Source organism: Nocardia coffeae (genome assembly GCF_019890715.1).
GTDB lineage: Bacteria > Actinomycetota > Actinomycetes > Mycobacteriales > Mycobacteriaceae > Nocardia > Nocardia jiangxiensis.
This window is the reverse complement of record NZ_JAINZY010000002.1, coordinates 580096-604406: the sequence shown is the minus strand read 5'-3', so window position 1 is coordinate 604406 and position 24311 is coordinate 580096. Positions and strand designations below refer to the sequence as shown.

The window sequence follows — 24311 nt, the reverse complement described above, 5'->3', positions numbered from 1 at the left end:
CCGAACGCGGATCGGCTACCGGCCCACGATGGCGAAGTCGGCGAGGGCGGTGGAGATCGGTTCGGGCCGACGGTCGTTCTGATCGGCAGCCGCGGTGAGCACGTCCAGATGGTGATAGCCCGGCGCGACGACCAGACGACCCGAGCGTGGCACGCCGTTGGCGACCACCAGACCCGATCCGCCCAGCAGATTGATCGTCGGATTCGCCGTGGTGCCCTCGGGATGGACCAGGAGACGGGATATCTGCGGGTCGGACGCCTGGAACAGATCGGTCGCCAGCTTCGTCGGGAAATAGTCCTCGGTGAACGGCAAGGGCTGTTCGGCCAGGCTGCGCGCCAGCTCGCCGATATCGGTCACCTCGGTTTCCGGTGTGGCGTAAGGCTTTCCGGCGCGGTCGCGGTAGACCGGCGCGCCGGGTGCGCCGATACGGTCGTAGTTGCGCCAGGTGTACAGCGGGCCACCCGGTTCATCCGGGATGCCCAAGGTGTCCGGGCCCAGTGCCGCACTGGTCAGCGGGGTCAGCGCCGGGTTGTGCGCGAGATCCTGCGGTAGCGGAAAGTCCTTGTCGCGCACCGGTCCCCCGTCGAAGAAACCGGGACTGGTCTGCAGGAAGGCCAGCGGCTGGGAGGCGTTACCCAACAGCGCGCCCAGCACCGCGGAGTTGGTGAGCCGGAACTGCCGGACCGACGGGGACCCCGTAGCGAATGCGGCCGCGTCCCGGGAGAACAGGAAGCGCAACGTGGTGTCCAGATTCGGAGTGAGCGGCAGCGCCGCCGCGAGGTGGCTCAGCCCACCCGGATCCACGTCGGCGGCCAGGCCGACGATACCCAGCAGGGTCATGGTCTCGGGCCCGATGAGTACCGGCAGGTTCAGCGTGCGCGGCGCAACGCCCGAACGCAGCGCGGCCTGGGTCGCCTCGTAATCGAGTCCGCCGCTGGGCAGGATCGCCGAGGGGGAAGGCAGCCCGGACAGCGCGGACAACGACGGGGAGATGGCGGTGTCCAACGCGAAATAGCCTGCGCACTGCCGAAAACCGGGATTACCGCCGAATTCCGCGTCGGCGAAGAAGGCCGTCACGACGCCGCCCAGGGAGTGCCCGCCGCACAACACTTTCCGTTGCCGCAGTGCGGGATCGGGCAGTTCGTGGACCAGCAGGTCGTACTGGTCGGTGATCGTCTGCGCGATACCGACGTTCGCCAGCCACCCCACCTGGTCGTTGCCGAGAAAGCCCGCGAAGGTGTGCCCTTCGACCGGGCGATGGTGATAGTAGTAGTCGATCGCGACGTCGTAGTCGTGCGCCGCCAGGCCCGCGCGCACGCCGGTGTGGTCGTCGAGGCAGTTGGACCGCCGATCCAGCGCCCAGAACTCGATGTGCGCACCGTTTCGCGCCGCCGCGGCGACGGTGTTGCGGGCGACGCTGTCGAATGCCCCGGCCCCCTCCAGGATGCCGGGCTGGGCGATCAGAATCCGGTCCGCGGCGGCCGCAGCGGACGGCCCGTTCGCATCCCGATATCGCAGATACGACAACCAATCGCAGGCCGCGGGATGCGGGCCGATCGAGTTCGGCAGCGGAATATGCACGCGCACAACGGATTCGTCCACGGAACCGACCGGCGATGCGATGTGCACCGGCGTCTCCACCCGATCCGTCCCCGCCGGATCGGCCCCCGCACCGGGAGCGACCGGCACCGCGGCCGCGACCGCACTCGCCGCCACAACCAGCAGCCTGGACACGGATCCGGTGACCCCTCGCCGCATCGAACCACTCTCCTCATCGAGAATCTCGTGGGCTTCGCTCGGTAGCGTACGGTCGGCGGGCGATCCCCGGACCGGATCGCCCTTGTCCGCTCTCCGGACCTGAGCACCTCGAAACTGTGATCCACCACAGTCACCGCACGCCGAGAGACTTCCGGCGATGTCACGAAACACCCTCCCGCACTTGAAGATCAGATCGGGTCTCGCTCAGGCCGACCAGAATGCCGCCGCTTCGCCGAGCCCACTCGGGCGGCGAACGACTCGCCAGTGCCGTGCTACGTACGATCGATCGCGGCAGTGGCTCGGAGGAGGTCTCGCTCACGCCGGTCAGCATGCCGCCATTTGGCCGAAAGCCGGAGATGCTCGCCCCGGGCAGCGGACGACCCGCCAGTCCCGCGCTACGAACAATCGACCGCGGCAGTGGCTTTCGTCAACCGCTGCCCGATCGCATCGATCTGCGCTGCGCTCAGGGCGCACAACGGGTGGACGCCGACGATCAGCCGCACCCTGCGCCGGTCGTCGAGTACCGGGGCCGCGATGGTGACGACGGGGCGGGTCTCCCGAGCGGGGTCGTCTTCGGAAAGGTAACCGACAGTGGAGAATTCAGCGAGCAGTTGCTCGAGGGTCCGGCGTATGTGCGGCGGCAGGCCCGCACCGCGCATGGTGCCCGCCAGTTGCGCGTGTTGCGCCAGAGCCGGTGTGGTCCAGTCGATGTCGAATCCGCGTTCGCGGGTGCGGGTCAGGATTCGGCGCAGGCGCCGTTCGACTTCCGGGTCGGTCGAGGCGGCACGGTGGATCCATGCCCGCTGCTCGTCGGGGGCGTCCCAGGCGGCGAAGGCGACGCCGAACGGCGGCGCGTACGGGATGCGATCGCCGGGGATGCCCGCGGGGTGGCGCGGATCGCCGCCTTCGATCGCGGTCATCACCAACGCGTCATCGATCCGCTCGACCACCGAGGTCGGATAGCCGACGTCGCGATGAACCGCGGCCGCCGCAGCGCGCGCCGACCTGGTCAGCGGACGGGCGGCATCCAGGCGTGCGGCCACCACCGCGGCAGCGGGCCCGAGCGAGAAGGACTTGTCGACCGGATCACGTTCGGCCCAACCGCGATCGCCCAACGTGGTCAGAATCGCGTGCGCGGTCGCCTGCGTCAGCCCCAGCTCGCTCACGATGTCGGAAAACCGCAGTCGCGCCTCCCCGGCCCGCGCGAGCAGTTCGATCACGTCGAGCGCGCGAGCGGTGGGGGCGGATGTCGCTCCGGAGATCTTGACTCCTATGGGTGAGAATCCTACTCTCATTTCGAATATCAGAAATCTTATCTCGAATATTCGAGACTCGGCAAGCGAGGGAGCGGCCGGTGCGCGCGGTGGTATTACGGCGAGGACGGCTCGAAGTCCGACAGACGCCGGATCCGGTGCCCGGATCATCGGCCGGCATCCGTTGGCGCAGGGCAGCTTCGGGCGAGTCGGTCGTCGCCGCCGAAGCGCTCGCGCGGCGGGTGGACGGCGAGGTGTCCAGCGCACTCGACCAGGCACGCGGATCCGAAGGCCCGGCCCGCATCATCGTCCACCCGAACGGAGCTCCCGCATGAGCGAATACGAAGACCGCCAAGATATTTCGGAGGTGCTGGTGCGATATGCGACGGGTATCGACCGTCGGGACTGGGCGTTGTTCCGCACCGTGTTCACCGAGGACTGCGACGTGGACTACGGGCAGATCGGCAGCTGGCGCGGTGTCGACGCGGTCACCGAATTCATGCGCGCCTCGCACGATCAGGCCGGGCACACCCTGCATCGGCTCACCAATCAGGCGATCACACCGGACGGCGACATCGCCGAGGCCCGCACCTATGTCGACGGCCTGATCATGGCCTCCGACAACAACTCCGGAGTCAACGCCGTCGGCTACTACGACGACCGGCTCACCCGCACCCCGGACGGCTGGCGCATCGCACGACGGCGTTTCACCGTCGTGCGGATCAGCACCGTGGGAGGCGCGGCATGAGTTTCGCCGACACCTACGGCCCCTGGGCACTGGTCGCCGGAGCCTCCGACGGCGTCGGCGCGGCCTTCGCCGAACGACTCGCCGAGCACGGCATCAACCTCGTCCTGCTCGCCCGACGCCAGACCGTCCTGGACGAACTCGCAGCCGGAATCACCGATCGCACCGGAGTCGAAACACGCACCCTCGCAGTCGATCTCACCGAACGGAACGCGGCCGAGACCATCGTCACCGCCACCGCGGACCTGGAAATCGGCTTCCTCACCTACTGTGCGGGCGCCGACTCCCGATTCGAGCCGTTCCTGTCCGCACCGATCGCCGCCGCCGAAGCGATGCTGCACCGCAATTGCACGGTCCCGATGCAGCTGTGCCACCATTTCGCCGCAGGTATGGTCGACCGCGGCCGCGGCGGGATCGTGCTGTTCGGCTCCGGCGCCGGATTCGCCGGTGCACCCAACATGGTCGCCTACGGCGCGACCAAAGCCTTCGACATGGTCTTCGCCGAAGCCCTGTGGGCCGAGTTGCACGACAAAGGAATCGACGTCCTGGGCCTCATCCTCGGAAAGACCGACACCCCATCCCTGCGCCGCCTCGAACACGCTCGCGGACAACTGGATTCCCAAGACGACACCCCACCCGACGCGGCACCGATCACCGAGGTCATCGACGAGGCGTTCGCCAACCTCACCAACGGCCCCACCCTCATGGTCGGCGAACAAATGCGCACCGCATACCCGATACTGCAAACACTCACCCGTCGCCAAACCGTCGAGATGATGATCCAGGCCAGCGCAACAACTATGGGATAGAGCCACGGGAACCCTGGCGTCCAGGGCTTGACCTTGCCCCTCGGGCAAGGTTCGAGCATGGTGGCATGAACGAGATAACGCAGCAACTGTCGGAATTCGTCGCCGCCGAGGCCGAGAAGCTGGACCTGCCGGGTGTCGCCGTCGGGGTGTTCGCCGATGGCCGAGAAGATTTCGCGTGCCACGGGGTGACGAGCGTGGCCAATCCGCTTCCGGTGGACCGGGACACGATGTTCGTGGTCGGGTCGGTCAGCAAGACCTTCACCGCTACCGCATTGATGCGGCTGGTCGCCGAGGGGCGAGTGGAACTGGAGGCGCCGGTGCGGCGGTATGTCCCCGAATTCGCCCCCACCGATCCGGGCGCGGACGAGATCACCGTGATGCGGTTGCTCAACCATACGGCCGGGCTGGAATGGAAACTCGGCGTCGACACCGGCGAAGGCGACGACGCGTTGGCGCGGCACGCGGCGAAACTGGCCGATTCGCCCCTGATCTCGGAACCGGGAGCGCGGGCGTCGTACAGCCAGGCGGGGTTCAACCTGGCCGGCCGGATCATCGAGAACGTCACCGGATCCACTTTCGAGCGAGCCGTCACGTCACTGTTGTTCGAACCGCTCGGACTCACGCACAGCCGCTACGCGATCAACGACGTCATGACCCGGCGATTCGCGGTGGGCCACAACGTCGATGCGGACGGTGTGCTCGCGGTGGCGCGGCAGTGGAAGGACAACCGTTCCAACAATCCCGGCGGCGGTGTGGCGACGTCGGTGAGCGATCTGCTGCGCTGGGCGCGATTCCATCTCGGCGACGGCCGGACCGAGGACGGCGAGCGCATTCTGCCGAACGAACTGCTGCACCGGATGCGCGAACAGACCGTGGAACTGCGCGGCAGCACCCTGGGTGACGCATTCGGTATCTGCTGGTTCCTGCGTGAGGTGGACGGTGTGGCGACCATCGGACACGGTGGATCGGGCAATGGCCAGTTCGCCGATCTGCTCATCGTGCCGGAACGGAACTTCGCCGTCGCCGTGACGTCGAACGCGGGCCCCGACGCCGGGCTCGCATTCAACCGGACCCTGGTGAACTGGGTGCTCGAACACTACCTCGGCGTGCTCGAACCCGACCCGGAACCGCTGCCCTACGACATGGTGCGGGCAGCGGAAATCGCTGGTAGCTACGAGAACGAGATGATGCGGCTCACGCTCGACACCGACGGGGCCGTGATGACGATCGGATGTGCCATCAAACCGGAGGTTCGGGCCGCCGCGGACACCGAAATGCCGCCCGACCTGCCACCGGCCTTCCTCGGTCTGCTGCCCGGCGACGCGGACGAGTACATCGTCACCGAGGGTGGTCTGCAAGGACAACGCGGGTTCTTCACCCGTGACGATTCCGGCGTGGTGGCAGGAATCGATCTCGCCGGCCGGTTGTTCACTCGCGTGTGATGATGTGCGACGCGCCTGGGCGCACCAGCGAAGGGAGACGCGCATGATCACGATCGGGCAGCTCGCACGGTATGCAGGCGTAACGATCAAGGCCGTGCGTGTCTACCATCAGCGCGGCTTGCTCCCGGAGCCGCCGCGCGACCACTCCGGCTATCGCCGCTACAGCGCCGAAGACGCCGTCGATCTGGTCAAGATCAGGACATTGGCGCGGGCCGGTGTGCCCCTGGCGCGGGTCAAGCAATTGCTGGCCGCCGACTCCGACGAGTTCGCGGCGGCAATCGCCGAAATCGACCGCATGCTCGCCGAACGCGCCGAAGAGATCCGCCGGACCCGCGAGCAGATCGCCGAATTGGGTTGCGGCGACCGACTGTTCGTGTCCACCGGCGTCGCCGAATACCTCGACCGCCTGCAACACCTCGGGATCAGCGAGCGCAGCATACGGATGGAACGCGACATCTGGATTCTGCTGCAATCGGTCGCCCCGGACCAGGCATCGGAGTGGATCGCCGACAAGCTCGACGCCATCGACGACCCGCAATTCCAGGCCATATACCTCGACTACGACGCGGCCTTCGACTGGCCTCCCGACGACTCGCGCCTGGTCGACCTCGCCGACCGCAGCCGGCGGTGGCTGGCCGCCAGATCCACCGGAGCAGGCCGGACAGCCTCGGTGCTGGACCCGAAACTGGTTCGCCTGGTGAGCGAATCAATCGGAATCACCTCGCCGGCCTGGGAACGACTGACACAGATCAGGTAAAAGCCGACCCATCCGGATTCGCCATGACCACTCTCGGTTTCCGCCGCCTTCAGCCGTGGTGCGGTTGTGTTGGCGTGACATGGGGGGCGACCCATCGGTGCAGGTATGCGCGCAGGTCGGGGGCGGATCTGGGTGGGTGGCCCGGGTCGATGATGAACGACTGCAGGGTGCGCAGCATGTGTTCGGCCAGTTCGTCGAGGTCGCGGTCGCCCCAGCCCAGGCCGGTCCAGTCGATGTCGAACCTGTCGAGGATGTGACGGCCGGTCCGCAGCGCGATCTCGGAGGTCACCTCCGGCGCGAAGCGACCATGACCAGGGGCTGCGAACAGCAGCCCGAACCGCTTGTGGCTGTGCAGCCGTTCCAGAGTCAGGGCGATGCCTTCGACGACAGCGTCGGCCGGGTCGGTGATCCCGCGCAGGGCTTCGGCCAGTTCGTCCAGGAGCTCACCGGTGGCATTGGTCGCGGTGGCCTGCAACAGCGCGTCGGTGCCGGGAAAGTAGCGGTACACGGTCTGGCGGGTCACCCCGAGCCGCTCGGCGACCTTGAGAATGCTCAGATCCTGCCCACCGGCGTCGATCACCTCCCCCGCCGCACGCAGGATGCGGGCGATGGCCTCCTCGTCGCTGGCCGGGGTGGCACCCGCCCATCCGTGAGTTCGCACGTTCCCCCTTGTCGTGGTCGCGGCTGCGCGCCGTCCAGCGGATGACGGTCAGCGTAGCCGCTGTGGGAAGCACGGATTTAGACTAGACAGTTGAAACATGTTCTGTATGGTCTAGCGGGTAGTGCAGTTCTGTTCGAGGAGGACAACCCATGACGTCGAACCTGACCCGCCCCACGCCGCTCGGCCACGACCTGACCCGCCGAGGGCTGGAACTGGCGCTGGGCAAATCCACCGACATGGCCGCGGACGTGCTGCGGGTGCCGTTGGGCTACTACCGCGACGACAAGCTCACCGACCTCGAGGAGTCGGCGATCCTGCGGCGCGTTCCGCTCGCGGTCATGGCCGGCGCCCAGATCCCGAACCCGCACGACTACGTCGTGCGATCCGTTCTCGGCGACTCGCTGCTCATCACCCGCGACCGCGACGGCCGCGCGCACGTGCTGCTCAACTACTGCCGCCACCGAGGCGCCATGCCAGCCTGCGGGTCGGGCAACACCCGCCGGTTCACCTGCCCGTACCACGCGTGGGTGTACGACAACACCGGAAAGCTCCGAGGCGTCCCCGGCAGCGCCGGATTCGACGGCATGGACCGCGAGGGTTACGGCCTGGTGGAGCTGCCCAGCGAAGAACGCCACGGGTTCGTCTGGGCGGTACTCACCGCCGACGCCGAGATCGACCTCGACACCCACCTCGGTTCGATGGGACCCGAACTGGCGCAATGGAACTACGCGTCCTACGGCTACCACGACGAACGGTTCCTCGAATCCGAGGTCAGCTGGAAAGGCGCGCTGGAAGCCTTCGCCGAGGGCTACCACTTCCCGTTCGTGCACGGCCAGAGCGTCATCGGGCAGAACACCCTGGCCAATACCCACGTCTACGACGAGTTCGGCGCCCACCACCGGGTCGGATTCCCCTTCACCTGGATCACCGATCTGCACGGCACCGAACCCGACGAGAACTGGGACCCGGTCCGCCAGATGGGCGTCATCTACTGGATCTACCCGAACCTGATCCTGGCCAACAGCCCCGTCGGCGTGGAGGTCATCGACATCCTGCCCGCCGGATCGGCCACCAGCTGCACCGTCCGGCACAGCTGGATGGCCACCTACCCCGCGACCACCGACGAACAACGCACCATCTACGACACCATCTTCGGCCAGGTCCACGCCGCGGTCCGCGACGAAGACTTCGCCATGCTCCCGCAATGCGGCCAAGGCGTGCGCCGCGGCCAACACGACCACATGCTCATCGGCCGCAACGAAATCGGCGTACAACACATGATCACGGTCTTCGCCGAAAAACTCGGACTATCCCTGGCCTGACCCGAGGCCGGTCCTGAGCCACACACCGCCAGCCGCAGCCGGACCCGTCCCGCACACCAATTCGGCACTCGAAATGCCTGAAGACGATCGTTCACCGGACGAGTGCAGCCCGGACTCGTCGAGTGCATCATGGGTACCTGCTGCTTGTCGGCATCGAAATTGCCTCGTTTGCTTTGGCTTTCACGATGTCGAACAACACACGATCCACGAGCCCGACCCCATTCACCGGCAACGTGGCCGCCACCACCCGCCGGTCACCGTTGAGCATGCCTCGATGCCCTGACGTGCCACGGCGGCCGGATTACCCTTGGGGCACTGCCCTATTCAGGTCTCCAGCATCCTGGCACGCCGGAAGATCGTCGCGACGAACAGGCCACCGCAGCCGACCCCGCATTCAGTGCCACCGCGGCGAGGCCGTTCTCGGTCGCGGCCGCGTAGAGGTGCTCGATTCCCGCGGCGGTGCGCAGGTCTGCCTGGATCGCACGCACCTCGGTGTTGCCGGTCAGGGCGGCAACAGCGGTACCGATCGCGGTGTTCTCGGCGGCGACAATGAGGTCGCAGGCGCGCTTTTGGAGCTGATCGGCGATTTCGAAGCCGTTGCCGCTCGAGGCACCGGTGACCAGAGCGAGTGGACGTGACCGTGTCATACGCGCGATGCTGCAGCATCCATCGCCGATCACGGTTCGGCCGAGTGCGCGACCCAGAAGATGGGCGGACATCCGAAGCGGTTGTTCAGGACGAGGACCATAATCGGGTGGTGCGATCAGCTGCGTCTTCGTCCGGTGATCACGTGTCTCTGTCGTTGCCGGAACCACCCGCCGGACGCCAGCCGTCGGCGGGAAGTTTTCGTTTCTGGTTCGCCAGTCATCGCTGGGAGTGGTCGCCGGAGATCTACCGGATGCACGGCTACGAGCCCGGGGAAATCGAGCCGACCACCGAACTGATGCTCGGGCACAAACACCCCGACGATCGGGAGCCTGTCGCCGAGGCCATCGCCCGCTCCGAAAGCCAGGGCGAGCCATTTTCGAGCCGGCATCGGTTCATCGATACGCATGGCGTCGAGCATTCGGTGATGGTCGTGGCCGACCGGATCCTGGACGCGCACGAACATCCGGTCGGCACCGCCGGGTTCTACATCGACCTGTCCGACACGATCGCCGACGCCGGACATGAAGCTCTCGGTCAGAAGCTGCCGGAGATCGTCGAAGCACGCGCGGTGATCGAACAGGCCAAGGGCGTGCTGATGCGCATGTACCGGATCACCAGCGCCCAAGCCTTCAGCGTGCTGACCTGGCGCTCGCAGGAAACCAACGTCAAACTCCGTGCCCTTGCCGAACAACTCATCGCCGAACTGCCCACGCTCCCGCCACCGGAGACGACGTCGGTGTCCCAGTTCGATCACCTCCTGCTGACCCTCCACGAACGCATCCCGCCGGACTGAACCCGGCCCTGGCCTTCCCTCAGCAGCAGAATCACGGTTCGGCGGCGCACAGACCGACATAAGAGGACTTCGCCGACTACTCGACCGTAGTGTCGAGACTTGTTGCCGTACATGGCATTTTGCCTCATCGATGCTCGCCCGAGTGCCACCTTCGACAGGAGCCCGGCGTCGGATGAGAGCTCAATCGTCACGGGCCCGAGGTTCGAGGTTCGTTCTCTGCCGAGGCACAGCTGCGGGCCCGGCTGTCGGGTATTGGCGAACGCTGTGGCGCCCGGCATCGGATGAAACGGACGCCTTCGGTTCCAATCTGCAGTCGGGCACTGTTCCCACATGCCGCTCTGACGGACAGCGAGTCTCGACATCCCCTCAACGAGGTGGCGACCACCCGCTCGAACCGCGCCCGGACCGCGCATTCGATCGAACATCCGGGTACCACTTACTCCAATTCGGTAGCTGGGAATATGCTGACGGGATGGTGGGGCCGATGCCGATGCTGGCCGTCTCCGGGCAGCCGCCCGATGCTGCCTCATGGGGAATCGAGATGAAGTGGGACGGGGTCCGGACGATCGTCGTGTGCGATTCCGGAGTTTGCCTGTTGTACAGCAGGAATCAGCGCAACATCACCGGGTCCTATCCGGAACTCGCGGCGGCGATCGCCGCGGTGTCCGGTGGAAGGGATCTGGTTCTCGATGGTGAAGTGATCGTGCAGAGCGCCGGCGGTGCGCCGTCGTTCGGTTTGCTGCAACGCCGGATGAACGTTGTGCGACCGAGCACCGAGCTGATCCGGGCGGTTCCGGTGCAGTTGTACGTGTTCGATGTCCTCGCGATCGGCCGGCACTCGACCATGGTGCTGCCGTATCTGGATCGGCGTGCTCGACTGGAAGATTTGGCGCTGGACGGGCCGTTGGTGGTGACGCCGCCGTTCTGGCGAGGAGTGCCCGCGGACCGAATGCTGGCAGTGGCCGCCGAACATCGGCTCGAAGGGATCGTGTCCAAACGCCTCGATGCGGCCTATCACCCCGGCCGCCGGTCTCCGGTGTGGATCAAGACCCCGCTGCGCAAGACCACCGAGGTGGTGGTGGCCGGGTGGACACCGGGCGCGGGGATGATGTCCGCGACGTTCGGGTCGCTGGTCCTGGGCAGTCACGACGAGCAGGGGCGCCTGGTGTACATCGGCAATGTCGGTACGGGCTTCACCCTGTCCGCGCGCCGCAGTCTGCGCAGGCTCCTGGACGAACTCGCCAGCCCGGCAAGCCCTTTCGACGTGGAACCGGTCGATCTCGGCAATGTTCGGTGGGTGACCGCCCAGTTGGTCGGCGAGGTCGACTACCGCGAATACACCGGCGCGGGCCTGCGTCACCCCAGCTGGCGCGGCCTACGACCGGACAAGGAACCCAGCGAGGTCAGCCTCCCGCACTGAACGGCCGGCATTGTTCGTCATCTCCGGGGGCGGCAACCGGCCGAGATACCGAATCACCCACAGCATCAATCGATTCGATGACCGCACGGACGCGGCAGCCGACCGCAACGAGTCACTGAGCGCGGGATTCGACATTTCCAGTGGTCAGACGCCTGTTGACTCGGCAAGTCTCATGCCCGTGACGAGGTCGGGTTCGATCGCGATCAGCGCATCGTTGGCCGTGCGAGTCCAGGACCGTACGAGCGGGGCGTACACGGCGATACGGTCCGGATCGTCGATGATCCGCGCGTAACCGACCACTCGCACCGTCCAGCCCCGATGAGAATCGGGGTCGATCTGATCGGCCTGGTAGCCGAGCACGGCTTTGTCTCTCGCGCGCACCATGTCGGTCAGCCAGGGCGTCGCCCCGGCCCCGACTATGACCTCCCCATCCCGCACCACGTGGTTGACCGGCCGAACGGCAGGCAGGGCATCGCGGGTGTAGAGGACTCTGCCCAGCCGCACACCGGCAAGCAACGTCAGGCACTCGTTCGAGTCCAGCGCGATCATCCCATCTTCAGGAGGGCCGGTCGGGCGTTGCGGCGGATCGGAGTCGATTGACACGATCATGTTGATACCCCTGCTCACTAGGGGGGAAACCGGGGCCGGCGCCCAGCTCGTGTTCGCCTACCGAACGCACTCCTCGGTGTTCACGAAGCCAGCCAACCACTGCGCCGGTTGCCGCGGGTAGGGCTGAATGTCACCGCCGAGGGCGGCCAGGCGGGTCGACCGGCCACGCACCGGCGGTCGTCCAGCCACCGCCGACGCCACGGCCGTCATCCGAGTTCGATTCCACGCAGAACGCAACCGGGGTGGGGCCGAACCAGCGGGTCTCGCCGACGAGACGCGTCGAGCGGGCTCGACGGGCAGTTCCCGCGCGGATGATCGCCGACGGCGGGACGGACTCCGCTCGTGCCATACGTGAGCGACCGTGTCCTGACCGCAGTCTGGGCTCCGGGGGCTGCCCGACTTCGCATCCGTCGCCGTCGTTGTACTTTCCCCGGCCGGCGTAGCGGTGAGAGTGCGGTTCGACCATACTGAGGGCGGCGACGTTCTGATGTGGTGGCGTTCACTCGAGTAGCGCACCCGATCCACAGTCGACGTTGTCGCCGGAGGTGCTGTAATGACCTCGCACGTCACAAGTTCTGCCGCCCCGATGTCGCGGTCCAACCGAGGAAGTGATTCCTACGACGGCGTGGAGCCGTGGTTGGAGAAGCTGGCAGCCCTGCCCGATGGTGATCCCGAGCGTGCCTGGTTGCGCCGGGAAATCATCGATCGGTGTCTGCCGTTGGCCGAACACATCGCCCACCGCTATACCGGGCGCGGGGAAACTTTCGAGGATCTGTACCAAATCGCTTCGCTGGGGCTGATATTGGCGGTCGACCGCTTCGACCCGGGCAAGGCCACGTCGTTCCTGTCCTTCGCTGTGCCCACGATCATGGGGGAAGTGCGGCGCCATTTTCGTGATCGCACGTGGATCGTGCATGTGCCGCGCCCAGCCAAAGAGTTGCAGGCTGATATCGGGCCTGCCACCGAACGGCTCGCCCAGCGCCTGCACCGCATGCCCAATGCCTCGGAGTTGGCCGCCGAGCTCGACGTGGACCGGCTGGAGATCACCCGAGCACTGATCGTCGCGAACGCCTACAACGCCGAAACGATCGACGATTCCTCGGAAGATCCCGACCGTGACACCGGCTCGTACCGAATCGCCGGGGAACTCGGCAGCGAGGACAGCGGATATCAACTGACGGAGGATGCTCTGACGATCGCCCCCCTCCTGTGCGATCTGCCCGCTCGCGAACGCGAAGTTCTGCGGTTGCGGTTTTTCGAGAATCAGACGCAGACCCAGATCGGTGGGCAACTCGGCGTGTCCCAGATGCAGGTATGCCGGATCCTGACCAGGGCCCTGGCCGCGTTACGGGAGCGAGCCTTACCCGACTGACGGGCAGGGGTTTCCATACGACGGCGCGGCCGGCGAACCCCGGCCGCGCCCATCGCCGGAGCGTCAGGGAAGCCGGTCCAGCAGCCACCATCCGGCTTCTTCGGTCATCCACGGGGAATCCGCCGGCGGTGTGGATGGGTAGAACGACTCGTCGAACATCGACAGGCCGGGATGGTCTCGGTCCGTGAGGCCTTCCACATCGATGGTGCTGTGGGTGGTGATCTTCAGGTTCCTGGGTATGCCGGGCATGAAGCCGACGTCACTGAGTTCGGCCTGTTCGGCCGGGGTCGGTTTCGTGCTGTCGAGGGAGAAGCAGGCGCCGACGCCGTGGTCGAATCCCTCGTACTCCAGGCTCGCAAGTACATACCGTGCCACCAGAGCCGCCCGGCCTACGCCACCCAATACCGCGGGCAGTCCGCCCGAGCAGCGCCTCTTCGTCTCCAACACCGCGGATCTGACGGCGCCGACCGCGGTGTCCCAATCCGCCACCGGGCCATAGCTGACCAGGATCGCGTCTCGGCCGCGCTCGGCGAGCCTCGTGCCGAACGGATAGTCGGGACCGTTCACCGCATCGGCGAAGGCCTCGAGCGACGCGGCATCGCGGCCGCGCTCGGCAACCAGAATCATCGGTGCCACCACCTGTGGTCCCGACACCAGATACGCCCATGCGGTCCCCCCGCTATCGAGCGTCCACTCCTGCGACGGTTTGCTCTTGACGGCCATGATCGAACCCTCCTACGGGCGAGTGCGAACGAACCACCGGAAACAATCCGTGAACTCTGCTGCCTCCCCACGCCGGAACGGGCGGGAAGACACGCCACTACCACGCTCGTGTCCGGTGACCAGCCACACGAGCCGGTGACCACCAGACCCAACAATGATAGAAGGCCCTCGAACCGAGCGAAACTGCCGCGGCCCGACGCTGTGAACAGCGACTCGGCCCGCCTACCTGTCGCCACACTTCGATTTCGGGATTGCGGCCGTACCCACGCGTAGGGCCCAATCTCTTTGGGCCGTCACGAGTTACGGTTCGATTGCCCTACGCTCCCGGGAAAAACCGACGGAGACGGGATAGCCACCCAGCATGCGATCGAACGCACCGAGGTCCGCCTGCAACGACTCGGTGACCGTCTGCATCACACGCCAGCCGAAACTCTGCTGATCGATCACATCCTGTCGGATGACGACTGCGGTGAGACACACCCTGGTACGCCCGTCGCCGAACACGACCTCGCATTCGATCGTCGAACCAGGCCTCGCTGCGGCGATCACACTGGTCACTACCTCGTCGATGGCCACCTGAATGTCGGTCACCTCGTCGAGTACGAGATCTGCCATCAGCAGGGCCGTCTCGGTCAGAGCGCGTAGCATCGTCAGCTGCTGGGCCGCCGCTGGTACGCGTATTCCCACCGTCGTCGGACGAGACGGCTCGTTGTTGGACACGTCTGCCTCGTTCCTGTGCTGTACGTCGGCCGTCCGGGGTTGCCTACCCCCGGCCGGCAGCCAGAAACAGTGGCGAGATCAGAACATCGGCACGCCCTCGTGCACCGTGAGCAACAGATGATCGAAATGCCGCCGCCGATTCGATTCGCGATGCGAATCCCGTCCGCGTGCATAGGGCCATAGCGGCCGGGTAGGGCGTCGGTGTGGCGATCGACGCCACAGCACGGCACTGGTTGCCGAGACGAATTGCCACTGTGAAGGAGGCCGAGCAATGGCGGACCAACGCAACCCCGGTCAGTTCGGGAACCGCTCGGACACCGCTGAGCAAGCACGCCGTGGCGGCCGGGCGAGCACCGGCAGCTTCGGTCAACGTAACGCCGCCGACCCGCGGGAGGCAGGCCGCAAGGGCGCCGAGGCGCAGCCGACCGAAGCCAAATCCAAGGGCGGTCGGCACAGCCATGGCGGCCACTGACGAACCAGGCGATCGACCACACGTCCCAGGAGGTATGTCATGCCCGAGGCTTGGACCGACAAACAAGAACGCGAATACCGCCACATCCGCGATTCGGAGAAATCCCGTGGAGCAAGCAAGCGACGCGCCGAGGAGATCGCCGCGCGCACCGTGAACAAGAACCGCGCCCAATCGGGTCGGACGCGCACCGCCAGCCGCTCCACTATCGAGGACCTGTCACCACAACGCCGCGGCGGACAGCGATCGCACTCCGGCGCACAGAGCCCCACCCGCGACCAGCTGTACAACGAAGCCCGGCAACGCAATATCGAGGGTCGCTCCAAGATGAACAAATCCCAGCTCGCGCACGCACTGGGCCGCGACTGACCCGCGATCATGGTTGGGTCAGTAGTAGTGAGCGCGGCCTGCGACCGGGCGTCCGAGCGCTCCGAGCAGGGCCAGGATCGCGCCGACGACCACCGCGACGATGCCGAGGGTCCACAGAATAGGGATCCCGAAAATAAAACCGAGAACCAGAAGAATGATTCCGATAACGATCATGACGAACTCCTGACGCCGATGAGCTGACCTGCAGCCCGATTACTGCACACCCCGCGAAAGTGACGAAGGGTGCGTCGTTTGCCGACCGGGTGCCACTCGCATCAGCATGCTCATCGCACTCGCCCGGCCCTCGATGTGCAGCGCATACCCCGAAATCCGCTGCCGAATCCGGCCGAGGTGCGAATTCCGCTGACACGGCGGCGAATGAAGGGGCCCTGTGCAGTGCTGTTTGGGTGGCCGGTGCCGGGGTAGGCGGATACCGGTGTCGCGCCGCGCGGCGCCGGACGAACCGGAAGGAGACAGCCGCCATGAGCGCTACCGACAAAGCCAAGAACAAGGCCGAGGAGCTGAGCGGCAAGGTCAAGGAGAAGGTCGGGAAGACGACCGGCGATGCCAACCGTGAGCAGGAAGGCAGAGCCGACCAGACGAAGTCCGACCTGAAGACGGCCGGGGAGAAGGTCAAGGACGCCTTCAAGCGCTGAGCCCGAGCCGCGGGGCCGGGCGCGTGCTCAGGCGCTGCGGTCCCGCGCGCGGTTCTCGGTGCGGGATCGGGCACTGTGGCCCTCTCCCTCACCGGAGACGACGATCGGTCTCGATGGATCAGCGACAATCCCGCACGATCGGCTCGAAGCTTCACATGCTGTCCGACCGTGCGGGAATGCCTCTGTCCCTTGATGTTTCGGGAGGCGCAGCCATCGATGCCGACGGCATCACCCGCATGCGCCCGACCACTGCCCGTCCCCGTTATCGGGTTGTTTGCCGCCGACGGCAGTGGGCACACGCTGATTTATGGGCCATTGGCAATATGGCCTACCTCACAAATTGAGGTGTCAACGCTCGAACAGCCCCGCGGCAGCGCCGGCGCAGCGGCAGTCGAGCAAGCCAAGGAGTAAGCCATGAAAGGTGGCACGAGAATTGCTGTAGGGGTGGGTATCGGTTACGTACTGGGTCGCACGCGCAAGATGCGTTTCGCCTTGTCGCTGGCGGGGGCGGTGATGGCGAGGCGGTCCACGGGAATGCCTGCGGAGCTGCTGGAACGCGGGACTTCTCTGCTCAAATCATCGCCGGAACTGTCGCAGCTCAGCGACACGGTCCGCGGGGAGTTGGTGGGTGCGGCCCGGTCGGCGGCGGTGACCGCCGCGAGCACCGGTATCGACGCGCTCAACGACCGGCTGCAGCAGGGCGCGACACTCATCTCGGACACGGACCGGCACCGGTCGCGCGAGACGGAGTCGGATGAACAACAGTCCGGTCACCAAACCCTGCCCGACGCCGGAGACGCGATCAACGGCGAGGATGCGGATCTCGCGGACGAGGACGATTACCGAACAAGCCGTGAGGACGAGGCTGGTGCCGGAGGCCGCCCCGCCACGCGGGCACGGGCCGGACGGACGGTAGCCGCACGAACGCGCAAGACCGGCTCGCGGACATCGAATCGCAGGGCGGAGTCGGCTGATCGTAAGCCGGTCTCGTCCGCTCGGCGCCGTGCCGGTGCTGATGCCGACCAAGCGCCAGTGCGTCGCGCGAGGAGGTGAACCGATGCCGAAGACATTGAGCGACACGACAACTGGAGTCGGCAAGGCGGCCTCCAACACCGTCGGCCGGATCGCCGAAGCCGCCACGCGCGTCGGCGAAACGGCGCGGGATACGCGAGGGCCTGCCCCGACGGGTGTACTGCAGCAATCGATGCAGAACCTCGCCGGGACCCTGGCCGAACGTGCGGTAGCCGGCCTGTCGAACCGCGCAACGAGAACCGCTGACCGGCTCAACGAGTACGCCGAAGGCGGCGGAGGGAATCTGCTGGCGGCGGTGACCGGCGTGGAGAAGCTGGCGGGAGGCGCCTCCCCGTTCCAAGCGGCGATGAGCGCGGGTATCGGCAAACTCGGGCACACCTTCCGGGAGAACTTCGAGTCGGTCAAGGATTCATTGACCGGAGGGAGCCGCAAGGGTGGCGCGAAGAAGCTGAAGCTGGCCAATATCGTCGAGCACATCGACGTGGGAGTGCCGGTCGATCTGGCCTACGACCAATGGACCCAATTCGCGGATTTTCCGAAATTCACGAAGAAACTGGAACAGGTCGAGCAGATCTCCGACGAGAAGCTCAGCTGGACCGGCAAGGTGTTCTGGTCGCGGCGGACCTGGGAGTCCACGATCGTCGAGCAGGTGCCCTTCGAGCGGATCGTGTGGCGTTCCAAAGGCGCCAAGGGCTACATCGACGGTGCGGTCAGCTTCCATGAATTAACCCCGGATCTCACTCGAATTCTCGTGGTGCTCGAATACCACCCGCAGGGAGTGTTCGAGAAGACTGCCAATCTCTGGCGGGCGGCAGGCCGTCGGTGCCGGCTGGAACTCAAGCATTTCCAGCGGTATGTCATGACCGAGTCCGTGCTGCACGGTGAAGACATCGTGGGCTGGCACGGCGAGATCCGCGACAACGAGGTCGTGCAAGACGACGAGACCGCACGGCGCGCGGAACAAGCGAACACCGAAGACGACCTCGCCGACGAAGAAACCGACGAGGAAGAAGAGACCGACGAGCAGGACGAGGATCAGCGCGATCTCGACGAGCAGGACGAAGAGTCGGACTCGCCTCCCCGTCCTACCGCAGCCCGTAGGAGCCCGACGACCCGTCGGTCGCGTGTGAGCGGAGGAGCAAGCAGATGACGATCGAACCAGCAGGCGGCACAGGTGGTGGCGGGACCGGCACATTGGCTCGGCCGAATTCCTCCAGCCTGGCGGATGTCATAGACACCATTCTCGACAAGGGCCTGGTCATCGACGCGTTCGCCCGCGTGTCGCTGGTCGGCATCGAACTGGTGACCATCGACGCGCGCGTCGTGGTGGCCAGCGTCGACACGTATCTGCGTTTCGCCGACGCGGTCAACCGGCTCGAAATCTCGAGCAGCGAGCCGAAGGGCCTGACCGATATCGTCGGCGAGGTCACCGAAGGTGCGGCCAAGCACAAGACCAAGGGCGCACTCGAAGCTGCCGGCGAGCGGGTCGCGGACTTCCTCGGCGACGTGCAGGACAGGCGTCAGGCAGTGCGCAGGCCATCCTCACGTGAGGAGCAGTGATGGCTACCGAATCGACAGCCGTGTACGTCTACGGCATTGTTCCCGCCGACGTCGAGCCCGAGCCACATGCCACCGGCGTCGGCGATCCGCCGGGTGAAGTCGCGGTGGTGCGCCACGGTCAGATCGCTGCACTGGTCAGCCCGCTCGAGTCCGGACGGCCACTGGGCACACCCGAGGATCTCACCGCCCATGAGGAATTGCTGGACGGATCGGTCACCGTCACCCCGGTGTTGCCGCTGCGGTTCGGTGCGGTCATGACCGACACCGATGCGGTGGAGAACGAGCTGCTGGAGGCCAACGAGGAACAATTCCGCGCAGCCCTCGAGCAGCTCGAGGGCCGGGCGCAGTTCGTGATCAGAGGGCGCTACGTCGAGGACACGATTCTGCGGGAACTACTCGACGAGAACGCCGAGGCCGCCCGTCTGCGAGACGAGATCCACGGCAAACCGGAAGACGCCACCCGCAATGCGCGAATCATGCTGGGCGAGTTGATCAATCAAGCCATCGAGATCAAGCGGGCCGAGGACACCGCAACGGTGGTGTCCGAACTCGAAAAACTCGGAGCACTGATCAACCAGCGCGGCCCCAGCCACGAAGAGGACGCCATCCACCTCGCGGTACTGATCGAAACGTCCCGGGAAGCCGAGCTGGAGGACATGTTTCGCCGGCTCGTGGCGAATTGGGGCGGCCGGGTGGAGCTGAACCTGCTCGGGCCGATGGCCGCCTACGACTTCGTCACGACACGAGCCCCCCAGGGGTGAGACATGGGTCTGCTCTCAGCGATATTCTCGCTCCCCCTCGCGCCGGTTCGCGGCGTGATCTGGATGGGCGAACTGATCCAGGACCAGGTCGAACAGCAGCTGCATGATCCCGCCCGACTGCGGCGCGAACTCGAGGAGATCGAGCGCGCCGCAGCGAACGGGGAGCTGTCCGCGAACGAGGCCGAGCAAGCACAGCAAGCAATCCTCAATCGCATGATCGGCTCCGGGCACGGCGCGGCCGCGATGCACCGAAAGGAGTGATTCACGTGGTCCGCAAGACCGACGATTCCGAACATGCGCGTCCGGTATCGGATGAACGACAACTACCGACTGCGGAGCAAGCCGCCACGGTCGCGATCGATCGCCTCGTGGAACTGACGTCCAAACAGGTGCAGGGCGTCACCCGCATGGAACCAGCGGACGATGGCTGGCTGGTCGAGATCGAGGTGCTCGAGGATCGCCGGATCCCCTCGACGGCGGACATCCTGGCGCTCTACGAGGTGGAGATCGATATAGACGCGAACCTGTTGGCCTACCGCAGAATCAAGCGCTATCACCGCGGCAGTGTCGACATCAACTCAGGGGGGCGGTGATGACAGTAGTCGGAGGCAGTTCGTCGGTGCCGCAACCCTACGGAGGCGGGCACCAGTCCACCAACCTCGGCGACATCTTGGAGCGGGTCCTCGACAAGGGCCTGGTGATCGCAGGCGACATCCAAGTCAATCTCCTGGATATCGAATTGCTCACCATCAAACTCCGGCTGGTGATCGCCTCCCTGGAAACCGCCAAGGCCGTGGGCATCGACTGGTGGGAGACGGACCCGTGGCTCAACAGCAATGCCCGCGCGCTGGAACAGTCGGATCGGGACCTCGAACTCGAGAACCGGGAACTGCGAGACCGAATCGCCCAACTCGAGGCGCCGAACGACCGCCGGCCCATCGACCGCTCCCATGAGCCGAAGGGCCAACGATCGTGACCGGCAGCCTCGGCGTCTGGCTGTATTCAGTGGCGTCCAGCCGCGGCGGGCCGGTGGAGCTGAACGAGCTCACCGGAGTCGCGGACGAACCGGTGCGAACGGTCGTGTCGGGGGATCTGACCGCAGTCGTCGGCTCGGTTCCGCTGAAGGTTTTCGGGGAGCAACCGCTCCGCAGGAACTTCGAGGATCTGGACTGGCTGGAGGCCACAGCACGGGCGCACGACGCGGTCGTTTCGGCGGTCGTGCACCGAGGTCCGGCTGTGCCGCTGCGACTGGCCACCGTTTTCCACGATGACGACCGGGTGCGTGCGCTGCTCGACGAGCGGCGGGAGGACTTCGCCGCGGTCCTGGAGTTGGTGAGCGGCCGCACCGAGTGGGGCGTGCGAGCCTACGGCGATCGTGCTGCCCTCACCGCCGCGGTGGCCAGGGCCACGGGCGAAGGCAGCACGACGACGCCGGGCGCCGCGTACCTGGCCCGGCGTCGTGCGCAATTGTCCGCGCAGCAGACCGTGGAACGCGACGCCGCAGAACGCGCCGAGCACATTCACGCACACCTGGTGCGCCACGCCGCGGCGGGACGGCGGCAACCACTGACCGATCCAGCGGTGAGCGGCCGCCGCGACTGGATGCTGCTCAACGGGACATACCTCGTGGACGACGAGCACACCGACGATTTCACCGCAACCGTGGCAACGCTCGGCTCCGAACTCCCCGGCATCCGGCTCGAACTCACCGGGCCCTGGCCACCGTATTCGTTCGCAGGTACGGAACCTGCACCACCATGACCGGATCCGACCACGCCGTCCACGGCGACCGCCGCGTCGCACTGGTCGACCTGCTGGACAGGGTGCTGGCCGGTGGCGTGGTCATTTCCGGCGACATCACACTCGCCATCGCCGACGTCGACCTGGTCCAGATCTCGTTACGAGCCCTCATCTCCTCGATCAGCACCCTGTCCGCGTCGGCCGAATCCGCGAAACTCGATGTGCTGGAGACGAACCCGCGATGACCGAATTCGGCGGCATCCCACCGCGAATCGACACCGATCCCGAATCGGTCGAACGCGGCCTGGTCACCCTGGTCCTGACCCTGGTAGAGCTACTGCGGCAACTGATGGAACGCCAAGCGCTACGCCGCGTGGACGCGGGCGACCTCACCGACGCCCAGATCGAACGCATCGGCACCACCCTGATGCTGCTCGAACAACGCATGGACGAACTACGCGACCACTTCGGCCTCACCCCGGAAGACCTCAACATCGACCTGGGCCCCCTCGGCCCGCTCCTGCCCCACGACCCGATCGATCGCCCCGCCGAGTGAGCACCAGGCACGGCCGTGAGTCGAGGAGGGCGGCTGCCCCGCAACCAGACAATCGAGATGATGGCTCAGGCTGTCCGAGCAACCATGGGTGACGATCGCTGACCACCGACGTGCGCTCAGCTCGGCGAATTGGGTTGGGTCAGGCCGAGATCGTAGGCGATGATGACCGCTTGAATACGGTCGCGCGCACCGAGTTTGGACAGCACCCGGCCCACATGGGTCTTGACGGTGGATTCCGACAGCACCAGACGTTCGGCGATCTCGCCGTTGGTCCAGCCGTGGCCGATGGCGACGAGGATCTCGCGCTCGCGGTCGGTGAGAGACAGCCAGCGCGGGTCGTCACCACCGGGCGGTCCGGGCGGGCCTGCGGGCAGGCGCTGGGCGTAGGTGTCGAGCAGGCGGCGGGTGAGGGTGGGAGCGATGACCGCGTCCCCGCCGGCGACCGCGCGGATTCCGGCCAGAAGTTCCTCGGGGTGCGCATCCTTGAGCAGGAAGCCACTCGCCCCGGCACGCAGTGCGGCATAGGCGTATTCGTCGAGATCGAAGGTGGTCATCACCAGGATGCGCGAGCGTCCCCCGGCGGCCACGATGCGGCGGGTGGCCTCGATACCGTCCATACCGGGCATCCGGATGTCCATGAGCACGACGTCGGGCCGCAGTTCCGCCGCGGCGCGCACGGCCTCGGCCCCGTGTGCGGCCTCGCCGAGCACCTCGGTCTCGGGCGCGGCCTCGAGCAGCATGCGCAGGCCGTATCGCTGCAGCGGCTGGTCGTCGACGATCAGGACGGTGGTCACGGTTGTCCGCCTGCGGAATTCGGGAGCGGGGGGCTGTCGGTGAGGTCGAGAATAGCCTCCACGTCCCAGCCGCCGCCGGAGGTCGGGCCCGCGGTGACGGTGCCGCCGTACAGTGCGGCGCGCTCCCGCATCCCGGCCAGCCCGTGCCCCTCCCCCGGGGATGCCGATACCGTGGAGCCGTCGCGTCGTCCGGTGTCGCGCACGAGGATCCGCAGTTGCCTGTCGTCCGCACCGACCGTGACATCGGCCCGGCTACCGGGGCCGACGTGCTTGAGCGTATTGGTCAGAGCTTCCTGCACGATGCGGTACGCCATCAACTGCACACCCCGATCGAGGCCGTCCAATGCGCCGCCGCTGTGATAGACGACCTCCGTCCCGGCCGCTCGCACCCGCGCGAACAACGTCTCGAGGTCGGCGATGCCGGGCTGCGGTTCGAGTTCGGGGGCCTCGGCGTGTTCGGCGCCGCGCTCCCGCAGAACTCCGAGCATGCGACGCAGTTCGCCCAGCGCCTGACGCCCGGCGTCACCGATCAGCAGCAGCGCCTCCCGGCCTCGCGCCGGATCGGTCTCGGCGGCATAGGCGCCCCCGTCGGCCACGGTGATGATGACCGACAGATTGTGCCCGATGATGTCGTGCATCTCCCGCGCCACCCGGGTGCGTTCGGTGGCGGCGGCAAGTCTGCTGCGCTGGTCGCGCTCGACTTCCAGTTGAGCGGCACGCTCACGCAACGCGACGAGTTGAGCGCGGCGCGAACGCACGACCAGTCCCAGCGCGACGGCCGCCGTCACGGCACTGAGCAGGAAGAACAGCACCTCCCAGCGCAATGCTCCACTGGCGACCCGGAACGAGACCGGCACCATGACCGCGGCCGCCGCGACACACGCCCACAGCACCCGGTCCGGGCGAGCCCGCAGCGCCACGCTGTACAGCGCGATCAGCAGTGCGGCATCGGCGCGCAGACCCGCACCCAGCAACCACTGCACCAGAAATACCGCGGCCATCACGCCGAACGCGACCGTCGGCGCGCGACGTCGCCACAGCAGCGGCAGCAGCAACCCGGCCTGAAGTAGCAGACTGACCGGTGCGGGCAGTTGGTTGAGCACGACCTGCGGGTCGTGCGGGCCGCCGGAATGCGCGGGCCGCCACAGATCCGGTCCGCCGAACAGCAGGAAGACCACCGCGGTCACGGCGGCGTCGAATATCCACGGATGCGCCCGGTCCACACGCAGCAGGCGCTGCCGCACTCGGGCGAACCGATCGATCACCGGCGCGGCGAATCCCGGCAGCGACCGGGCGGCGATCCCGGCTGTGGGGTCGGTGCCCATCGATGTCACCTGCCCAT

General features: G+C 66.6%; 32 protein-coding genes. 22 read left to right on the top strand and 10 right to left on the bottom strand.

The genetic code is table 11. The annotated features are described in order from the left end of the window. Positions 1 to 15: 15 nt before the first annotated feature. Together K7711_RS11955 and K7711_RS11950 are read right to left on the bottom strand one after the other, a co-directional pair. A complete protein-coding gene (locus tag K7711_RS11955; RefSeq protein ID WP_235747016.1) occupies positions 16 to 1758 on the bottom strand; it encodes a hypothetical protein in 1743 nt (580 codons plus the stop codon). A 395-nt stretch (positions 1759 to 2153) separates the two neighbouring features. Then, positions 2154 to 3053 carry a helix-turn-helix domain-containing protein gene (locus tag K7711_RS11950; RefSeq protein ID WP_222968536.1) on the bottom strand — a complete coding sequence of 300 codons (900 nt, stop codon included), beginning with the start codon at positions 3051 to 3053 and terminating at the stop codon, positions 2154 to 2156. A 116-nt stretch (positions 3054 to 3169) separates the two neighbouring features. Here K7711_RS11950 and K7711_RS11945 point away from each other — a divergent pair, with 116 nt between their 5' ends. The 5 genes from K7711_RS11945 (at position 3170) to K7711_RS11925 (ending at position 6764) form a co-directional block, all read left to right on the top strand. Beyond that, a complete protein-coding gene (locus tag K7711_RS11945; protein ID WP_222968527.1) occupies positions 3170 to 3346 on the top strand; it encodes a hypothetical protein in 177 nt (58 codons plus the stop codon). After that, the gene (locus K7711_RS11940; protein WP_222968525.1) at positions 3343 to 3759 is read left to right on the top strand and encodes a nuclear transport factor 2 family protein; all 417 of its coding nucleotides are present in this window, start codon (positions 3343 to 3345) and stop codon (positions 3757 to 3759) included. The genes K7711_RS11945 and K7711_RS11940 overlap by 4 nt, the downstream gene beginning before the upstream one ends. Beyond that, positions 3756 to 4565, top strand: coding sequence for an SDR family NAD(P)-dependent oxidoreductase (locus K7711_RS11935; protein WP_222968517.1), 810 nt, complete (start codon positions 3756 to 3758; stop codon positions 4563 to 4565). Before K7711_RS11940 ends, K7711_RS11935 begins: the two co-directional genes overlap by 4 nt. Before the next feature lie 65 nt (positions 4566 to 4630). Beyond that, positions 4631 to 6007: a serine hydrolase domain-containing protein gene (locus tag K7711_RS11930; protein ID WP_222968507.1), complete on the top strand. Its 1377-nt coding sequence runs from the start codon at positions 4631 to 4633 to the stop codon at positions 6005 to 6007. Between the two features lie 43 nt (positions 6008 to 6050). Then, complete coding sequence (locus K7711_RS11925; RefSeq protein ID WP_222968505.1) at positions 6051 to 6764, top strand: MerR family transcriptional regulator; 714 nt, start codon at positions 6051 to 6053, stop codon at positions 6762 to 6764. 49 nt (positions 6765 to 6813) lie between these two features. On the opposite strand, the gene K7711_RS11920 is transcribed toward K7711_RS11925, so the two are convergent. Beyond that, positions 6814 to 7425: a TetR/AcrR family transcriptional regulator gene (locus K7711_RS11920; RefSeq protein WP_222968496.1), complete on the bottom strand. Its 612-nt coding sequence runs from the start codon at positions 7423 to 7425 to the stop codon at positions 6814 to 6816. Positions 7426 to 7574: 149 nt separating this feature from the next. Here K7711_RS11920 and K7711_RS11915 point away from each other — a divergent pair, with 149 nt between their 5' ends. Next, positions 7575 to 8747 carry an aromatic ring-hydroxylating oxygenase subunit alpha gene (locus K7711_RS11915; RefSeq protein WP_222968488.1) on the top strand — a complete coding sequence of 391 codons (1173 nt, stop codon included), beginning with the start codon at positions 7575 to 7577 and terminating at the stop codon, positions 8745 to 8747. A 320-nt stretch (positions 8748 to 9067) separates the two neighbouring features. On the opposite strand, the gene K7711_RS11910 is transcribed toward K7711_RS11915, so the two are convergent. Next, on the bottom strand, positions 9068 to 9427 hold the full coding sequence (locus K7711_RS11910) for an SDR family NAD(P)-dependent oxidoreductase (RefSeq protein WP_222968480.1): 360 nt from the start codon (positions 9425 to 9427) through the stop codon (positions 9068 to 9070). A gap of 110 nt (positions 9428 to 9537) precedes the next feature. Between K7711_RS11910 and K7711_RS11905 the strand changes: the two genes are divergently transcribed. Together K7711_RS11905 and ligD are read left to right on the top strand one after the other, a co-directional pair. Further along, positions 9538 to 10188 (top strand): PAS and ANTAR domain-containing protein, encoded by a 651-nt coding sequence (locus tag K7711_RS11905; protein ID WP_308014650.1) that lies wholly within the window; start codon positions 9538 to 9540, stop codon positions 10186 to 10188. Positions 10189 to 10660: 472 nt separating this feature from the next. Beyond that, positions 10661 to 11608, top strand: coding sequence for a non-homologous end-joining DNA ligase (ligD, locus tag K7711_RS11900; protein WP_235747015.1), 948 nt, complete (start codon positions 10661 to 10663; stop codon positions 11606 to 11608). Positions 11609 to 11752: 144 nt separating this feature from the next. Here the strand turns inward: ligD and K7711_RS11895 are convergent, their stop codons facing one another. Further along, complete coding sequence (locus K7711_RS11895) at positions 11753 to 12211, bottom strand: pyridoxamine 5'-phosphate oxidase family protein (protein WP_222968471.1); 459 nt, start codon at positions 12209 to 12211, stop codon at positions 11753 to 11755. 559 nt (positions 12212 to 12770) lie between these two features. Here K7711_RS11895 and K7711_RS11890 point away from each other — a divergent pair. Beyond that, the gene (locus K7711_RS11890; protein ID WP_308014648.1) at positions 12771 to 13589 is read left to right on the top strand and encodes a SigB/SigF/SigG family RNA polymerase sigma factor; all 819 of its coding nucleotides are present in this window, start codon (positions 12771 to 12773) and stop codon (positions 13587 to 13589) included. A 63-nt stretch (positions 13590 to 13652) separates the two neighbouring features. On the opposite strand, the gene K7711_RS11885 is transcribed toward K7711_RS11890, so the two are convergent. Continuing rightward, positions 13653 to 14312 (bottom strand): hypothetical protein, encoded by a 660-nt coding sequence (locus tag K7711_RS11885; protein ID WP_222968469.1) that lies wholly within the window; start codon positions 14310 to 14312, stop codon positions 13653 to 13655. 300 nt (positions 14313 to 14612) lie between these two features. Then, positions 14613 to 15032: an anti-sigma factor gene (locus K7711_RS11880; RefSeq protein WP_222968467.1), complete on the bottom strand. Its 420-nt coding sequence runs from the start codon at positions 15030 to 15032 to the stop codon at positions 14613 to 14615. A 271-nt stretch (positions 15033 to 15303) separates the two neighbouring features. Here K7711_RS11880 and K7711_RS11875 point away from each other — a divergent pair, with 271 nt between their 5' ends. Continuing rightward, positions 15304 to 15504 (top strand): hypothetical protein, encoded by a 201-nt coding sequence (locus K7711_RS11875; protein WP_222968459.1) that lies wholly within the window; start codon positions 15304 to 15306, stop codon positions 15502 to 15504. Positions 15505 to 15543: 39 nt separating this feature from the next. After that, positions 15544 to 15870: a plasmid stabilization protein gene (locus tag K7711_RS11870; RefSeq protein WP_222968457.1), complete on the top strand. Its 327-nt coding sequence runs from the start codon at positions 15544 to 15546 to the stop codon at positions 15868 to 15870. Between the two features lie 18 nt (positions 15871 to 15888). On the opposite strand, the gene K7711_RS11865 is transcribed toward K7711_RS11870, so the two are convergent. Then, positions 15889 to 16044, bottom strand: a complete 156-nt coding sequence (locus K7711_RS11865; RefSeq protein ID WP_222968456.1) for a hypothetical protein — start codon at positions 16042 to 16044, stop codon at positions 15889 to 15891. A gap of 308 nt (positions 16045 to 16352) precedes the next feature. Between K7711_RS11865 and K7711_RS11860 the strand changes: the two genes are divergently transcribed. The 11 genes from K7711_RS11860 to K7711_RS11810 all read left to right on the top strand — a co-directional run bounded on the left by K7711_RS11860 (position 16353) and on the right by K7711_RS11810 (position 22175). Next, entirely contained in the window at positions 16353 to 16526 is a 174-nt protein-coding gene (locus K7711_RS11860; RefSeq protein WP_222968454.1) for a CsbD family protein, read from the top strand. A 414-nt stretch (positions 16527 to 16940) separates the two neighbouring features. Beyond that, positions 16941 to 17579, top strand: a complete 639-nt coding sequence (locus tag K7711_RS11855; RefSeq protein ID WP_222968450.1) for a hypothetical protein — start codon at positions 16941 to 16943, stop codon at positions 17577 to 17579. Positions 17580 to 17583: 4 nt separating this feature from the next. Then, positions 17584 to 18708 carry an SRPBCC family protein gene (locus K7711_RS11850; RefSeq protein ID WP_222968448.1) on the top strand — a complete coding sequence of 375 codons (1125 nt, stop codon included), beginning with the start codon at positions 17584 to 17586 and terminating at the stop codon, positions 18706 to 18708. After that, positions 18705 to 19118 carry a gas vesicle protein GvpJ gene (gvpJ, locus tag K7711_RS11845; protein WP_222968440.1) on the top strand — a complete coding sequence of 138 codons (414 nt, stop codon included), beginning with the start codon at positions 18705 to 18707 and terminating at the stop codon, positions 19116 to 19118. The genes K7711_RS11850 and gvpJ (K7711_RS11845) overlap by 4 nt, the downstream gene beginning before the upstream one ends. Then, positions 19118 to 19879, top strand: coding sequence for a GvpL/GvpF family gas vesicle protein (locus K7711_RS11840; protein ID WP_222968432.1), 762 nt, complete (start codon positions 19118 to 19120; stop codon positions 19877 to 19879). Before gvpJ (K7711_RS11845) ends, K7711_RS11840 begins: the two co-directional genes overlap by 1 nt. A 3-nt stretch (positions 19880 to 19882) precedes the next feature. Then, entirely contained in the window at positions 19883 to 20140 is a 258-nt protein-coding gene (locus tag K7711_RS11835) for a gas vesicle protein GvpG (protein ID WP_222968430.1), read from the top strand. Between the two features lie 5 nt (positions 20141 to 20145). Beyond that, positions 20146 to 20472, top strand: a complete 327-nt coding sequence (locus tag K7711_RS11830; RefSeq protein ID WP_222968428.1) for a gas vesicle protein GvpO — start codon at positions 20146 to 20148, stop codon at positions 20470 to 20472. Beyond that, positions 20472 to 20855 (top strand): gas vesicle protein GvpJ, encoded by a 384-nt coding sequence (gvpJ, locus tag K7711_RS11825; RefSeq protein ID WP_222968426.1) that lies wholly within the window; start codon positions 20472 to 20474, stop codon positions 20853 to 20855. Before K7711_RS11830 ends, gvpJ (K7711_RS11825) begins: the two co-directional genes overlap by 1 nt. Beyond that, complete coding sequence (locus K7711_RS11820) at positions 20852 to 21640, top strand: GvpL/GvpF family gas vesicle protein (protein ID WP_222968418.1); 789 nt, start codon at positions 20852 to 20854, stop codon at positions 21638 to 21640. The genes gvpJ (K7711_RS11825) and K7711_RS11820 overlap by 4 nt, the downstream gene beginning before the upstream one ends. Further along, complete coding sequence (locus K7711_RS11815; protein ID WP_222968416.1) at positions 21637 to 21864, top strand: gas vesicle protein; 228 nt, start codon at positions 21637 to 21639, stop codon at positions 21862 to 21864. The genes K7711_RS11820 and K7711_RS11815 overlap by 4 nt, the downstream gene beginning before the upstream one ends. Next, positions 21861 to 22175 (top strand): gas vesicle protein K, encoded by a 315-nt coding sequence (locus K7711_RS11810; RefSeq protein ID WP_222968414.1) that lies wholly within the window; start codon positions 21861 to 21863, stop codon positions 22173 to 22175. The genes K7711_RS11815 and K7711_RS11810 overlap by 4 nt, the downstream gene beginning before the upstream one ends. 116 nt (positions 22176 to 22291) lie before the next feature. On the opposite strand, the gene K7711_RS11805 is transcribed toward K7711_RS11810, so the two are convergent. Both K7711_RS11805 and K7711_RS11800 read right to left on the bottom strand, forming a co-directional pair. Continuing rightward, on the bottom strand, positions 22292 to 22915 hold the full coding sequence (locus K7711_RS11805) for a response regulator (protein WP_222969322.1): 624 nt from the start codon (positions 22913 to 22915) through the stop codon (positions 22292 to 22294). A gap of 50 nt (positions 22916 to 22965) precedes the next feature. Next, a complete protein-coding gene (locus K7711_RS11800) occupies positions 22966 to 24294 on the bottom strand; it encodes a sensor histidine kinase (protein ID WP_222968406.1) in 1329 nt (442 codons plus the stop codon). Positions 24295 to 24311: the final 17 nt, after the last annotated feature.